Consider the following 15,942-nt stretch of genomic DNA (forward strand, 5'->3'; position numbering starts at 1 on the left):
CGTTTTTACTGTATGGTCACTTTCGTCATTTTTAAATCTTTTGAATCTGAACTGTTTCCATAGAAAACTTCATAGTCGCCTGGCGAAACCCTCATGGCGACAGCATCTGCATCATAAAATTCAAAGGAAGATGCCGGCAAATCGATAGTTATGGTTTCCGTTTTTCCAGCTTTTACTTCAACACGTTTAAATCCTTTCAATGTTTTAAGTGGACCATCGACATCATTCACTTTATGTACATACACTTGAAGGATTTCGGTGCCATCAACCTTACTCGTATTTTTTACTGGAATTTTCATTTGAACCGATTCATCAGTCTTGATAGTCGTTTTATTCAAACTTGCAGTACCAATGTTGAATGAGGAATAATTCAATCCGAATCCAAAGGGAAACAAGGCATCCTCCATATAACGGTAGGTGCGGCCTTTCATGGAATAATCCTCAAAATCGCCCAAAGCATCCGAATTTTTGTAGAAGGTTACAGGAAGTTTTCCGGCAGGATTATAATCGCCAAAAAGTACATCTGCAACGGCTTGGCCACCAGATTCACCGCCATACCAAGCTTGAAGAATGGCATCACAGCTTTTTGTTTCATCCAATAAGGCAATCGCAGAACCAGAACAATTTACAAACACCACTTTTTTACCAGCATCTTTCAAGGCTTGTAAACATTTTTTCTGAACAGATGGCAATTCGATATTGGTACGGTCGCCACCTTTAAAACCTGGGTAAGAAACCGGCATTTCCTCGCCTTCCAATAAGGTTGAAAGTCCGCCGACAAAAACAACGGTGTCAATGCCTTCCAATTTTTTAATCAATCCACTAAAATCGATGTCAAATTCTTTTCCAAAATCAAATTCCAAATTGGCTTGCCAGTCATTGGACTGTGCAAACAGAATCTCAATGTTATAGGTTTTGCCTGCTTCCACCTTAAAAGGAAGTCGTCCAGGGATGGTGCGCCAGTTGGTATATTTACTAATGGACTCGCCATTTACCAATAATTCAAACGCTCCAGTCGCTCCTGTTTTGAACACTAATGTATCCGTTTCTTTCGCTACAAATTCGCCTTCATATTTAGCTGAAAAGTCCTCCAATTTTACGCCAGTTGCGAATTCATGGTTTCCAGCAGTTGTCAATTTTAAAGGATTTGTAATTTGGGTTGTGGCAATTACAGGTCCGGTTCTATCAGGGGTATTCCAATAGGTAGCTTTAAAGCCTTTTTTTCCGTCGAAACTAATTTCAGGAAAATAACTAGTTGTCACTTTATCATCCACCAAATCACTGGCCTTGTCATAGAACACGCTTCCTTCGGAAACTTTAGATTTAATGCCATCGAGAATAGTAATAGTTTGATTCGGGGTACCGTTGTAATTTCCCCAAAGCATTGGCTCGTTATCAGCGTTTGGACCAATGACTGCAATCTTGTTGATTGATTTCTTTAAAGGAAGAATGTTATTTTTATTCTGGAGCAGCGTCATTGATTTTCTAGCCATTTCGAGCGCCAACTCCTGATGTTCCTTACTATTTAAGACCGATGCAGGAATTTGAGCCCAAGGCACAATGGCATCATCGTCCATTTCTCCCAAATCAAAACGACCAATTAAGACACGCTCCAAACTTTTATTGACGTCGGCTTCTTTTATTAAATCATTGGCAACCGCTTCAGGCAAGGTTTTGAAGGGATAGTTTTCCCAAACACATTCCACATCCGTTCCTGCCAAAACAGCTTTAGCAGCTGCATGTTCGGCATCAGAAGACACATTATGAGAGGTAAAGAAATCGGTAACGGCACCACAGTCTGACACCACCATATATTCATAACCCCATTCATCACGCAGGATGCGTTGCAACAATCTTGTGTTACCACAACAGGGCTCATCATCCAATCGCTGATAGGCACACATCACTTGTCGCACATCAGCATCCTGAACCAAGGCTTTGAAGGCAGGTAAATAGGTTTCGTATAATTCGCGGGGATTGACATCATTCAAATTAAGTTCGTGTCTGCTCCATTCTGGACCAGAGTGCACCGCAAAATGTTTAGCACATGCTAATATTTTTCGATATTTGGAATCTGCAGGGCCTTGCAGTCCTTTCACAACAGAAACACCCATCAACGAAGTCAAATAAGGGTCTTCGCCATAGGTTTCTTGGCCACGACCCCAGCGCGGGTCGCGAAAAATGTTCACATTTGGGGTCCAAACGGATAGACTCAAAAACCGTTTATTTTCGTTTCCATCTGCAATCCATTGATTGTACTTGGCACGCCCTTCATCAGAAACCGCGTCAAAAACACGATACACCAAATCGTTATCAAAGGAAGCTGCCATGCCTATCGGTTCCGGAAACACAGTTACGTTATCATTATTTGCATACCCATGAAGTGCCTCACTCCACCAGTTGAATTTCTTTATTCCCAATCTTGGAATGGCATCGGATTGGTCGCACATTAAGGTGGCTTTTTCTTCCAGCGTCAAGCGTGAAATCAAATCCTTAGCACGTTCTGCAGAACTCAATTCAGGATTTTGAAACGGTAATTCTTGTGCGCTTACTTGCAACATTCCAAATAAACAGATGCAAAGCATCCAAATCGTTTTTGTTTCCTGTTTTGTTCTGTTGAAATTCATATGCTCTTTTATTATTGTTTTGAAATCGTATCGCTAATATGGAAATAATCAAAATCGACATAGCCGTCTATATGTTTTGTGGCATAGTTGAACAGTCCAAATCGGTAGCCCATAAAATGTGGCAGCGTGTAAGGCATGTTGATGGATTCTCCAATAGGTTTCCAAGTTTTCCCATCGAGACTGTAGAAGAATTTCGCTTTGTCAGCTCTTTCGTTAAAATCGCATTCCGCTTTTAAGTAAATTTTGTTTTGATTTAAAGGAATACTTTGCATTTCTTTTGCTTCGCCTTTTGGCGCTGACATCATGACTATTTTTTTCTGGCCGTTTTCAAACTTTACACCCACCAATCCGAATTCTTTCTGCAATAAACAAAGCCCAGCAAAATCGCCTTCCTTCATTTTTGAAATATCCAAGAGTGTTGAACCTGTACTTTCTGGACCAATAGTGCGCTGGGTCAACGTATTTTTCGCTTGAACGAACCTGGAATCGATTCGTCCTGTTTTCAATCGTAAATAACCTTCGCGTTCTCTGACCGACCAAAGTGAATTATCTGGATTATGGTTCCACTGCCAAACCAGAGGTAAATCCGCTTCTTTCTTCTTGCGTTTGAAATCATCTGAATGCACAATTCCCGGAATCAGACCTTTGCTTGCTGGTAAATCCAACTGTTGCGGTACTTTGCCATCGTTCCCTATAATCGGCCAGCCATCTTCCCATGTCACAGGCACCAAATAAGGAATGCGCCCGACCCCTCCATTATCTTTAAATAAATAGGAAAACCATCTGCCGTCCGGCGTATCTATAAGTCCACCTTGGGCAACTCCCAAGTCTTGCAGACCCACTTTACCTTCCCAAGGACCTGTAATATTATCAGCGCGATGAATAATCACGGTGCGCATGCCACCTTGTGGCCATGTAATATTGAACAAGTAGTATTTACCGTTGATTTTATAAAGTTGAGAACCTTCCGCACCCAACATAATATTGTCGCCGGCCGGTGCGCTTGCATTTTCAATAAGTACTTTTTGGGTATCTTCCTTAACGCCTGAAAGGTCGTCTTTCAATTCGATAATATTGAGTTTGCCAGCTCCCCAAACCATATAGGTTTTTCCATCGTCATCAAAAAATATGGAATGGTCATGGTATGAAGGTTGAAATTCTATGGTTGTCCATGGACCTTTTTCAAGATTTTCAGTCACATAAATGTGCGTTTTACCTGTGGTTGCAGAAAAGGTGCTCACATAAAATTTTTCATTATGGTAGCGCAGGCAACTCGCCCATGAGCCGCGACCATACATGTTCTTCCCATTATCTAAATCGAGTTCATCGGAATGTCCAAGCGTATCATACCCATAATTGATAAGTTCCCAATTCACTAAATCGTTCGACTTCATGATAGGCAAGCCAGGACTCATGTGCATCGTGGTGCTACTCATATAATAGGTGTCGCCAACTCGTAGCATCGATGCATCTGGCACATCGGCATAGATGATGGGGTTTTGAGCTTTTTTATCTTGCGCGCTTGAAGTAATGCCTATAAAAAAGCTTAAAATCAGTATGCACTTGAAAAGTACGTTCATCAATTTGTATTGTTTTGTATGCTCTAAAAATTAGTCTTTCAAAATTCGTAATTCGTAAAATCTCGGTGTCGGTTTGTCATTTGTGGAGGACATTTTCACGTTGACAAGTTCGTTGTCGCTCAATTTTATTCGAATGGTTTTATTTTCTGATGAAATGATTTCTGCAGGTATCTCATTGATAGATATGTCAATGTTCTCTAATGTGATGTCGTCCAATGCTGAAATATCCAAAAATTGGCCTTCACGGTTTTTGTTTGATAATTGGTAAGACATGTAACCGCGCGTGCTTCTCCAAAATCGGTCCTCATCATATCCAGAGTAACTTTTTTCCCCTTTGTATAAATGCCCCACTTCTGGCTGCTGCTCGCCGCAACTCACTTTGTCAACCGTTTTTGCTTCCAAAGCTGCGGCGTCTAATTCTTGCTGTTTTAAGATGGCCTGTTTCTCTTTATATTCACCGGCACTATAGGTTTGAAAGTACATCTGATAGCGTGCATCATGCACTTCAAAAAATGGTTGAAGCTCCAAAGAATCCAAACTATAATGAAGGTTTTCAAGCTCTTTTGCTTGAGATAAATAACTGTCTTTATCACCAACTAAGGCATAAGCTTCATCCAACGGAATGTATTTTCCGTGAGTCGCATGCCCCATTCGACTATCGTCTGCAAATAATCCGTCTAAATCTTCGGTTGAGGTCTTGGCAGCCAAAACGATAGGACCGTCCACAAACGCCACCCAATTGGAACCATCGGGTAAATTTTCTAGATGAGTCGAGGTTTTAAATCTGACGGTAATTTTATCGCCAGACTTCCATTTTCTTTCAATGCTTCTATACGTCGAAGGCTTGTCATTCATCTTTTGAACCTTTCCATTGACTAAAATTTCAAAATTTTCTGCCCATTCGGGTTGACGAATGTTTACAATGAATTTCTGCTTATTTTTTAAATTTAAAATGATTTCTGATTGATTTTCATACGGAAATTTCGTGCTTTGGGTTAAAGAAATCCCTTTTTCTTCCCAGTTCAAAGTAGATGGAATAAACAGATTTACAAACACATCATTCTGGTTATGACTATAAATGAGTTCGCTGTATTTGGTGTGATTTTCTAAACCAGAACCCACGCAGCACCACATACTAGTCTCTGGTTGCGAATAGACGCGATAATGATTGGGACGGATGGGCGTGAAATATACAAATCCGCCTTTTTCGGGAAGCTGGCTCGACAGAATATGATTGTAAAGCGTGCGCTCGTAAAAATCTAAATAACTCACATCATTATGGTCTAGAAACAAGGCTTTGCTTAAGCGGACCATATTGTAGGAATTGCAGGTTTCTGGACCCTGATTGGACTTTACCATTCCGCTAAAATCATCCACCGGATTAAAATGTTCAGCAACACTGTTGCCACCAAAAGCAACACTGCGGGTTTGAGTCACATCTCTCCAGAAAAATTGGACAGCTTCAGCCAATTCCTTGTCATCAGTCAATTCTGCTACTTTTTCATAACCCAACACTTTTGGGATTTGGGTGTTGGCGTGTAAACCGGTTAGCTTATCTTCTTCATTCAATAAAGGTTCTAAAAAGGCTTTATGAGTTAGTTTTTCGGCGGTTTTTAAATATGTTTCATTGTTTGTCATCATGTATAAATCCGCAAAAGATTCATTGATGCCGCCATGCTCCGTTTTTAAAATATTTTGAATTTGTGCTTCGGAAAGCGGTGCAATCAAATCCACGAACCAATCTCCTAATTTTATGACGATGGATTTCGCCTGTTCACTATCGGTAAAGCGGTAGGCATCTATCAGGCCCGCAAATAGTTTATGAATATTATAAAGCGGCACCCAAGTGTTATTCAGTCCAAAACCACTGCCATCGATATCGCCTGTGTGAATACGCTCCCAGAAAACTTTCCCTTCCGGTATTCCTCCTACATAGCCATTGTCATTTGCGTTTTGGCATCGCTCCAATTCCGAAAGCATATAATCTAGGCGCGTTTTTAATTCCTCATTACCCGTGGACGCATATAGCATGGCAAGCGCGGACAAATAATGCCCGGCAATATGGCCGTCCAAACCTATACTTTCCCAATTGCCATAACGCTCATCTTTAACTGGCAAACCAGCGTCAATTAAATAAGGCGCCAACAATCTGTCGGGCTCCAATTCCAAAATGTAGGTCATATCCACATCTTGGGCATTTTTGAACGGTCCATCCGTTAGTCTTACGTCCTGTAAATCGAAGGACTGCATTTGCGAAAAACCAATTGAAGATATTAGGAATGCCAACACAAAACCCATTGATTTTGCGATTGTGAAAATTGAAGTATGTATGTTTTGAATCTGCATTTGTTTATTGTTATATCTATGATTTTATAATGAATTGGTACGAATTTCCTTTTTCAGTTGGGATATCATACAAAAACGTTTCTTTTAATTGTAAAGGTCGAATCGTGGATGCTTCCGAAATGATTGGTTCTTTAATTTTTGGCACTACAAAAAATGAATTCGGATTTTCGTCTGAAGCTTTATTTAATTTATTTCCGGACTCGAACTTCATTTCATTTGGAATTCGCAACCGCAGATTTCCACCAAGATTGGAAGTGATTTTTACTGAAACCAATTCGCCATTTTTCCAAATCATGTCTTCGATTGTAAATCCGCCTCTTGTTTTTAAACCAGAAACCATACCATCTTTCAAATTATCTGGAAGCGCAGGAATTAAATGAATGGCACCATCGGAGCTTTGCATCAGCATTTCGGTTATTCCAGAGGTACAACCAAAATTCCCATCAATTTGAAATGGCGGATGTGCATCAAATAGATTGTTATACGTTCCGCCGCCACTTTCGATAGTGCCGACTGGCGATAATTGATTTTGAATCAGTTGATAAGCTTTGTTACCATCTTGCATTTTCGCCCACCAATTCACTTTCCATCCCATACTCCAACCCGTGGAGATATCGCCTCTTTGTAACAATGTGTTTTTTGCTGCGGCAAAAAGTTTTGGATTTTTGTAGGGCGAAATTTGATTCGATGGAAACAATCCGTACAAATGCGAAATATGTCGGTGCTTATCCTCTGGGCTATCCACATCGTCTAGCCATTCCTGAAGTTGATTATGTTTACCAATCTGCATCGGCGGCAATCGTTGCCTTAAACCTTCCAGTTTTGCAATGAAATCTTTGTCCTTGTTAAGCACTTTGGCAGCTTCAATCGTAGCGCTAAACACATCGAACACCAGCTGATTGTCCATGGTAGAACCCGCAGTAATGGAGGCGCCTGGATGTTCTTTGGGTGCGTTTTCAGGAGAATTACCTGGAGCGACCACCAACCATTTATTTTTTGGATGTTCGACTAAAAAGTCTACATAAAATTCCGCTGCACCTTTCAGAGAAGGATAAGCGGATTCTAGATAGGTTTTATCGCCAGTGTATAGATAATGCTCCCATAAATGCTGGCTCAACCAAGCCCCGCCTCCGTTCCAGATGCCCCAAAAGGAACCATCGACAGGGCCCGTAATTCTCCAAATATCTGTATTGTGATGCGCCACCCAACCTTTTGCCCCATACATCACTTTTGCCGTTTCCTTACCAGTTTCGGAAAGTTCCATGACCATTTTTAAAAGCGGTTCATGCATTTCTGAAAGACTGGTCTTTTCTGCCGGCCAATAGTTCATCTCAGTATTGATATTGATGGTGTATTTACTATCCCAAGCTGGGTTCATATTGCCATTCCAAATGCCTTGCAGATTGGCGGGCTGTCCACCAGGTTGGGATGAAGAGATCAGTAAATAGCGTCCGTATTGGTAATAAAGAGTCAAAAACGAAGGGTCTGAAACATCCTTAAAGTTCTTAAGTCGTTCATCCGTTGGAAATTTGCTCGCTTCGGTAGAACCTAAATCAAGTTGCACTCGGTAAAAGTATTTTTGATAGGCAGAGATGTGTTCAGATTTAAGTGTTTCAAAATCCTTGTTGAAGGCTTTGTCCAAATACTCTTTTGCACGCATCTCTTCGTCGCCACTCAAGTCATTGTAATTGTTGAAGTTGGAGGCAATGGAAACAAATATTATAACAGAATTGGCTTTTTCAATAGCAACCGAGTTGTCCTTTTGTTTTAGGCTTCCGCCATCTATTTTTATTTTGGCAAGAGCGTTAAATTCGACCTTCCCTTCAACGCCTTCATGGTCACTAGTCGTTCCCCAAAGTGAAAGTTCATTATCTCCATTAACTTTAATCTCTTGTTTATTATGCTGGCTAGTAAATACCGTCGAAAATGATATCTTGTTTGGAGTATCCGCTGAAAGCCTTATAGCCATTACCCTATCAGCAAAGGATGTGAACGCTTCGCGGGTATAGGTGACGCCATCAAGCTTATAGCTCGTTTTGGTAATAGCTTTTTCAATATCTAGTTCTCGGTAATAATCAGAATAGTCAGTATGACCATTAAACGTCAATTCCAAACTCCCAACGGGTTGAAACTTTTGGCCGTGAGACTTTTTTGTGATTATTTTTTCATTGGCTAAATTTTCAGCCGCTTGGTATTGGCCGTCAAAAATCAGCTGTCTCACTTCTGGCATAGCTGCCAAAGCATTAGGATTGTCATTCCGATTTGGGCTTCCGCTCCACACTGTATGCTCATTCAATTGAAAGATTTCCTTTTCAACATTACCATAGACCATGGCTGCCTGAAATCCATTCCCAATGGGGAGGGCATTTTCCCAAACCGTTCCAGAAGGCTTATTGTACCACAGTTTTAATTCCTTGCTATCTTGGCAGAAAGCCTGAATAACGGAAATTAAACAAATAAAAACACATGCGAATTTAGCCATTGATACGTATACTCTATTTAATAATAACAATCAATAAAAATAAGTGTAATTAGAACACTTTTAAGATAAGTTATAATTTCACTTCAAAATCTGAAACCGACTCAAATTACATTGAAAACGTAATGAAAATCAAGTTAGAGATAAAACAACTATCCTGATCATTTAAAGATTGTATACAAACGCGTTATTACGACTAAAAAAGGTGTATTGACATTTAATCATAATAACTATGAAAAGCACAAAAACAAATGTAATAAATACACTTAATATAAGCAATCGGTTGTCTTAAATAAATTTCCTTTGTACTCAATACTTGAAAATTTTAGTGAAGTGAAGTGAAGTGAAGTTTCGGCTAATAGCTATGCACTCTTATTGATCAATTAGGACAAAATCTCATGAAGATCTTACATTTTGATTTTAAGTAGAATATTTCCTTTTTGTGGTTTTTAAGCTTGGATAAGATGAGTATGAACAGGAATGAAATATAATCGTAGAAGCACTTACAGGACACTTCTTGAAAGTGATCTATAATTACAAAAAGCATATAGAGTATTATCTAGGATCCGCTGTGCTCAACGGATGTCGTGTTTGATTTGAATGATCTTATTCGTCAAGAGAGTTGACGAGGAACAAATCACTACCTTTTAGAAGGTCTTGTATAGACACTCTTAAAACGATTCAGCATTAAATATAGAAACTAGATGTCTTTTCTGGAGTAAAAATGTCTTTAGTACAAGCATGAAGGCTCTAAAAAAGACTAGCCTAAGATTTCACAAAAGCTAAGAAGCTATGGATAAACAAGCCTCAAGCGAAGTCATTTAAAAAATTGTCGGGATGACAGGATTTGAACCTGCGACCACACGGCCCCCAGCCGTGTACGCTAACCGGACTGCGCCACATCCCGTATTATTTTCTAATTAAAAGTAACAAAAAAGCCACTAAAAAAGTGGCTTTATCTTTAGCATTCTTATCAAGAAGAATTTGCTATTTTTTCGATCATTATAACACCGTTATAACCACCTAATTGTGTCGGGGTGGCAGGATTCGAACCTGCGACCTCCGCGTCCCAAACGCGGCGCGATAACCGGGCTACGCTACACCCCGAATTGGTTATCTTTATTTAAAAAATGAGAACTTTGCGGAGAGACAGGGATTCGAACCCTGGGTACCTATTTCTAGGTACGACGATTTAGCAAACCGCTCCTTTCGGCCACTCAGGCACCTCTCCAATTGTATATGAACTTAGCATTCTCTTCAAATGCGGATGCAAATGTAAGATATCATCATTAACATAACAACTATTTTTAATACTTTTTTTAATGAAAATTATTCAGGGTATTCAATGCGCAAATGAAAGATATTGGCAAGCTTCGTCTTTAAGATTTTCTTTATGGCTTGAATCTCCTTAAAAGTGATGTTGGCATTAAGAAACTGCCCATCATCCATCTGTTTTGCTATAATGCTCTCCACAAACTTATCTATTTTTATAGACGATGGCTCTTTTAAACTTTTTGAGGCTGCCTCTACGCTATCACACATCATTAGAATGGCTGTTTCCTTGCTAAAGGGCTTTGGCCCCGGGTATCTGAAGTCATCCTCTTCAACGGTTTCATCTAGTCCTTTTTCCTTCATATAAAAATAATACACCAAACTTGTGCCATGATGGGTTCTAATAAAATCGATCACACGGTCTGGTAGGTTATTTTTCTTTGCTATTTCAATCCCATCCAACACATGATCAATAATGATCTTTGCACTTTCTCTAGTGGATAACTCATCATGAGGATTTAGACCTGTGGCTTGATTTTCGGTAAAAAAAGTTGGATTCTTCATTTTACCAATATCATGATACAGAGCTCCTACTCTTATCAACATGGCGTTGGCTCCAATTTCGTTCGCTGAAGCTTCTGCTAAATTTGCCACATTTAACGAGTGGTGAAATGTCCCTGGCGCTTTATTAGAAAGTTCTTTTAAGAGTTTGGTATTGGTGTCTGATAGCTCTAAAAGCGAAACATCTGAAACCAACCCAAAGAGTTTTTCATAAATATATATGAGAGGCTGTACAAATAACGTTGCCAAACCACAAATGATAAATAAACCGAATGTAGCCAGATCCATATTAGCAATACTGCCTTCATGGATTACAAAAAAGGCAAAATAGGCAATCATATAAATCAATGTAATTTGACCTACAGAAATAAATAGATTTGCGCGTTTATATAATTCTGAAACCGTTAGAATCGTCACAATACCGGCAATAATCTGAAGAAAGACGTACTCATTATTGTTAGGCACAATAAATCCTAATAACAATACGGTCAACACATGGGCAAATAAACCTAAGCGTGCGTCAAAAAAGGCTTTCAACACCAAGGGCAAAATACATAGCGGAACCACATACACATACTTTGAATCATAATTGACAATTAAAGTCGTCAATAAAATCATCAAAAGGATATTGAAGAAAATAAAGGTCACTTTGGTGTTATCCAAAAAGACTTCAATTCTATATTTCCGAAGGAATAACAGCAGCATTAACAATGCTAAAGACACTAACAAAGCATAGGCAAATATGACCAAATTATAATCTGAGGCGCTCCAAATTTGAGATTCATACTCCGCCTCTAACGATTTCAAGATGTCATATTTATTACCCTCAACAATCTCACCTTTTGAAATAATGAGCGTTCCTTTTTCGATGCTCCCTCTAACCTTAGAAATAGCATCTAGTTTTTCGGCTAGAGCATTTTGGGTAAGTGATTTATTTAAGGTTAAATCTGGCTTTACAATATCAAAAAACAGCGATACAAAAGCTGTTTTAAAAGTACCATAACCTTCATCTTCAAGCTTCTTTTCAATGATGCTTTTAAACTCATTAATAGCAGTTAAATCAGAAAACAAAGCCCTTGTGCTTTGGGTTTGTCCTTTGAGCAAAATGACTTCTTTGTCTTCCACATATTCATAACCCTCATCAAGTAAACCAAACTCATAGACCTCGTCAAGAGCAGATTGCCCAACTTTATATAATCTCGGATTCGATCGTTTTACACTATCTGGAAAAGCCGCTTTAAACTGTCGCTCATAATTGGCATACACACTTTCTTCAACAGATTCTAGAATATCAAAATAAATAGGACTGATCTTGGATGCCTCTACTTGCTCATTTTGAATTTCTTCAGCAGACTTTTTAATGGCAAAATTAAAAGGCGCCAATAAATTCTCTGATTGCCAAGGTTTGCCCTTATCAAAATTATACTTAAACCTACCGCTCTTCGGAAATAGATATACGATAAGAAATGTTGTACTTAAAAACAACAATATCTTATACAAAAGCGCGTGGTTCTTATACCACTTATTTACCAGATCCTTCATAGATACTATGTCTCTCCATAAACCTTAATGTTTAAAAGATGTGATTTACAGACAATTTCAAAAGTAAGAAAATATAATGGTATTAGGTTTTGATGTTATTGATATGATGCCAAAAATTCATTTAAAAATGAGTAGTTTTGTAAAAATTAAAATTACAGCAAATCATGAGTAGAGATGTAGTAATCGTGTCGGCGGCAAGAACGCCTATCGGAAGTTTTTTAGGAAAACTATCAACCGTTGCAGCCCCTCGTTTGGGAGCAACTGCCATAAAAGGCGCCTTAGATAAAATAAACCTCAAACCAGAATTGGTTGAAGAAGTTATAATGGGTCATGTTGTACAAGCTGGAGCTGGACAAGCACCTGCAAGACAAGCAGCCATTTATGCTGGAATACCAGATACAGTACCATGCTCAACAGTTAATAAAGTTTGTGCCTCTGGTATGAAAGCCGTAATGCAAGCTGCACAATCTATAGCTTTAGGAGATACAGATATTGTAGTTGCAGGAGGCATGGAGAACATGAGCTTGATTCCGCATTATTACCACGCCCGTACAGGAACCAAATTTGGACCCGCCACCCTAGAAGATGGTATGCAAAAAGACGGGTTGGTTGATGCATATGACAACAATGCTATGGGGGTTTGTGCCGATTTATGTGCTTCGGAATATGAATTTTCACGTGAAGATCAAGATCATTTTGCCATTCAATCCTATCAACGTTCTGCAAAAGCATGGAGCGATGGTAAATTTGATGATGAAGTTGTACCTGTAGAAGTGCCTCAACGTCGTGGAGACGCCATAATGGTTTCCGAAGATGAAGAATATACCAACGTCAAATTAGAAAAAATACCGGCATTAAGACCCGCTTTCTCTAAGGATGGAACGGTTACTGCTGCTAACGCTTCTACTATAAACGATGGTGCTGGCGCTGTTGTTTTGATGAGTCGCGAAAAAGCTGAAGAACTCGGTTTAAAACCTTTAGCTACAATTAGGAGTTTTGCTGATGCTGCACAAGAACCTAAGTGGTTTACAACTGCTCCAGCCAAAGCACTTCCCAAGGCTTTAGATAAAGCTGGACTCAGTGTAAAAGACGTTGACTTTTTTGAGTTTAATGAGGCCTTTTCTGTAGTTGGGCTAGCAAACATGAAAATTCTAGGACTTACAGATAAAAACGTCAATGTAAATGGTGGTGCTGTTTCATTAGGCCATCCTTTAGGGTGTTCTGGAGTAAGAATATTAATTACTTTGCTCAGTGTACTTAAACAAAATGATGCCAAAATAGGAGCAGCAGCTATTTGTAATGGCGGTGGTGGAGCTTCGGCAATAGTTATAGAACGTAATTGATATATCCTCCTGTTGATGCTTTACGCCATTTGCAACCTAAGTATTGTTCCCTTAAGAGCAGAGCCATCTGATAAAAGTGAATTGGTTTCACAAGTACTCTATGGTGAATTTTTTAAGGTTTTAGAACAGCGTAAATCTTGGAGTAAAATTCGATTGGCTTTCGATACTTATGAAGGTTGGATAGATAATAAGCAATATCAAGAGATTTCAGAGTCAGATTATCAGGAATTGAATGATCAGGTCCCTGTTTTAAGCAAGGATCTCATTGAGTTTGTTCATGACGAAGAACAAAATTTACATACGGTGCCTATGGGGGCCGTTTTAAATGGTGTTAATTTACTGCAGCACAAGTTTGATGGAAAGACGATTTCATCTCAACAAGGAAAAGACAGTCTCTTAAATACGGCTTTTTTATATTTGAACGCACCCTATCTCTGGGGCGGAAAGACACCTTTTGGTATTGATTGTTCTGGATTTACTCAAATGGTTTATTTGCTAAATGGTTATCTACTGAAACGTGATGCGTCGCAACAAGCCATGCAAGGACAAGCCTTGAGTTTTATAGAGGAAAGTGAGCCAGGAGATCTCGCCTTTTTTGACAATGCTGAAGGTGATATCATTCATGTAGGCATCATCATGGAAAATAATTACATCATTCATGCTCATGGAAAAGTAAGAATTGACAGATTGGACCATTCAGGCATTTACAATGCTGAAAAAAACAAACATACTCATAAACTAAGAGTCATAAAAAAAATCGTTTAAAGCTAAGATCTAGGCTTAAATTAATCCTAAATCGCATCAATATCTTTATTAAGAATAAAGCAAAATAAAAAGAGCGATTTGTTTACACAGATCGCTCTTTTTTATACATCAATTTTACTGAAACTTAATTTCCAGCTTCCATTTCAGCTACTTTAGCTTTCATGGCCTTGAACTTTTCAGTTTCAGAGGTTACGCTGTAAATATTCATAAGTGTTTTAGCAGCTTGAATATTTTGTGGCTTTAATTTCAAAGCAGTCTCTAAATAAGGAATTGCAGATTTATAGATTTTAACTCGTTGTGATCTTAACTCATCATAACGCGCATTATCTTTAGACGATGTTCCTAGAGAGTTCATCTCTTCAACAATCTCGCTCTCTTGACCTAATATCAGTACAGACATATTCACGTAAGCGTCAGCATAAGAAGGATCGAGTTCAATAGCTTTTTCATAATAAGATTTAGCCGCTTCATTTTCGCCTGCTTCCGCAGCAATAACCCCTAAGTTATATTGTAACTCTGCATTTTTAGGATCTTTAGAGGTAGCTTCTTCCATAAGCTCTTTAAAACGTTTTTTATTTCCCATTTTAAGCTGAACGTTAGCCTCAGAAATTAACAGTCCCAAATCATCAGGATTTTGCTCTCTTGCATCTTTCATAGCAGCTGCTGCTTTAGCATTATCCCCATTGCTTAAATGAATCAAAGCAATGTTCTTGACCACCTCTGCAGATTTAGATTCTGTTTTTCTATCTTTTGGAGCTATATGAGTGCCTTGTCTAACAGACAGATCTCTTATAGTTTTATTATCAAAGTTCTCTTCTTCTCCAGTTTCTTTACTGGTCGCATAGTACTCCATTCCCTCTCCAGTAAAGCCTAAATCTCTAAGCTCTTCATAGAATTTAAGAGAAGAATCATAATCTTGAGCAGTTACAGCTGTAGACGCTGCATAATAAAGATATAATGTGTCTTTTGGGGACATTCTATAAGCCTTATCAAATCCTTGGGAGGATTTGATGTAATCTTTACTTTGAAGGGCTGCATTAGCCTTTGTTAAAAAATTATTTAACATTTTAGTTTTCACTTCTTCAATATCGTCTGTATATTTCTTTTTTCCAGACTCCTCTTCAATACTTTCTGCCATCTCAAAACTTTCAATGGCCTTGTCAATGTCTTCATTGGTTCCAGTGCCATTTGCATATAACGCTTGGCCTTTAAGAAAGTAAAATTCTGCTCTCATCTTTTCATCTTCATTACTTATTAAAGATTCGGCAGAAGCGATTGAAGATTTTGCATCGGCAAAATTTCCAGATTTTATGGCCTTTTCAGCATCTCTTAGTTCTCTTTTTTGTCCAAAGGAAACTATACTAACCAAAAGTGCTGAGGCAACTATAATTCTTGTTTTCATTACGAGTTAATTTTTAGTGTTATCT

At 38.8% G+C, this 15,942-nt stretch carries 8 protein-coding genes and 3 tRNA genes; 2 read left to right on the forward strand and 9 right to left on the reverse strand.

Annotated features, from left to right (window positions below):
• Positions 1–5 precede the first annotated feature (5 nt).
• The 8 genes from xyl3A to P176_RS0103980 all read right to left on the reverse strand — a co-directional run bounded on the left by xyl3A (position 6) and on the right by P176_RS0103980 (position 12,407).
• Complete coding sequence (gene xyl3A / locus P176_RS0103945; RefSeq protein WP_037348706.1) at positions 6–2,627, reverse strand: xylan 1,4-beta-xylosidase; 2,622 nt, start codon at positions 2,625–2,627, stop codon at positions 6–8.
• A gap of 11 nt (positions 2,628–2,638) precedes the next feature.
• Positions 2,639–4,207, reverse strand: a complete 1,569-nt coding sequence (locus tag P176_RS0103950; RefSeq protein ID WP_026753478.1) for a glycoside hydrolase 43 family protein — start codon at positions 4,205–4,207, stop codon at positions 2,639–2,641.
• 30 nt (positions 4,208–4,237) lie between these two features.
• Complete coding sequence (locus tag P176_RS0103955; RefSeq protein ID WP_156033199.1) at positions 4,238–6,457, reverse strand: glycoside hydrolase family 127 protein; 2,220 nt, start codon at positions 6,455–6,457, stop codon at positions 4,238–4,240.
• 112 nt (positions 6,458–6,569) lie between these two features.
• Positions 6,570–9,035 carry a glycoside hydrolase N-terminal domain-containing protein gene (locus tag P176_RS0103960; RefSeq protein ID WP_026753480.1) on the reverse strand — a complete coding sequence of 822 codons (2,466 nt, stop codon included), beginning with the start codon at positions 9,033–9,035 and terminating at the stop codon, positions 6,570–6,572.
• A gap of 829 nt (positions 9,036–9,864) precedes the next feature.
• Positions 9,865–9,939, reverse strand: a tRNA-Pro gene (locus P176_RS0103965).
• Positions 9,940–10,064: 125 nt separating this feature from the next.
• Positions 10,065–10,139: transfer RNA gene (locus P176_RS0103970), tRNA-Pro, on the reverse strand.
• 35 nt (positions 10,140–10,174) lie between these two features.
• Positions 10,175–10,263: transfer RNA gene (locus P176_RS0103975), tRNA-Ser, on the reverse strand.
• A 98-nt stretch (positions 10,264–10,361) separates the two neighbouring features.
• Positions 10,362–12,407, reverse strand: coding sequence for an HD family phosphohydrolase (locus tag P176_RS0103980; RefSeq protein WP_026753481.1), 2,046 nt, complete (start codon positions 12,405–12,407; stop codon positions 10,362–10,364).
• Positions 12,408–12,571: 164 nt separating this feature from the next.
• Between P176_RS0103980 and P176_RS0103990 the strand changes: the two genes are divergently transcribed.
• Entirely contained in the window at positions 12,572–13,750 is a 1,179-nt protein-coding gene (locus P176_RS0103990) for an acetyl-CoA C-acyltransferase (protein WP_026753482.1), read from the forward strand.
• A 15-nt stretch (positions 13,751–13,765) separates the two neighbouring features.
• Positions 13,766–14,515 (forward strand): C40 family peptidase, encoded by a 750-nt coding sequence (locus tag P176_RS0103995; RefSeq protein WP_026753483.1) that lies wholly within the window; start codon positions 13,766–13,768, stop codon positions 14,513–14,515.
• A 124-nt stretch (positions 14,516–14,639) separates the two neighbouring features.
• On the opposite strand, the gene P176_RS0104000 is transcribed toward P176_RS0103995, so the two are convergent.
• Positions 14,640–15,917 (reverse strand): tetratricopeptide repeat protein, encoded by a 1,278-nt coding sequence (locus tag P176_RS0104000; RefSeq protein WP_026753484.1) that lies wholly within the window; start codon positions 15,915–15,917, stop codon positions 14,640–14,642.
• Positions 15,918–15,942: the final 25 nt, after the last annotated feature.

The organism is Sediminibacter sp. Hel_I_10, from assembly GCF_000688335.1.
In the GTDB taxonomy this organism is placed as follows: Bacteria; Bacteroidota; Bacteroidia; order Flavobacteriales; family Flavobacteriaceae; genus Psychroserpens.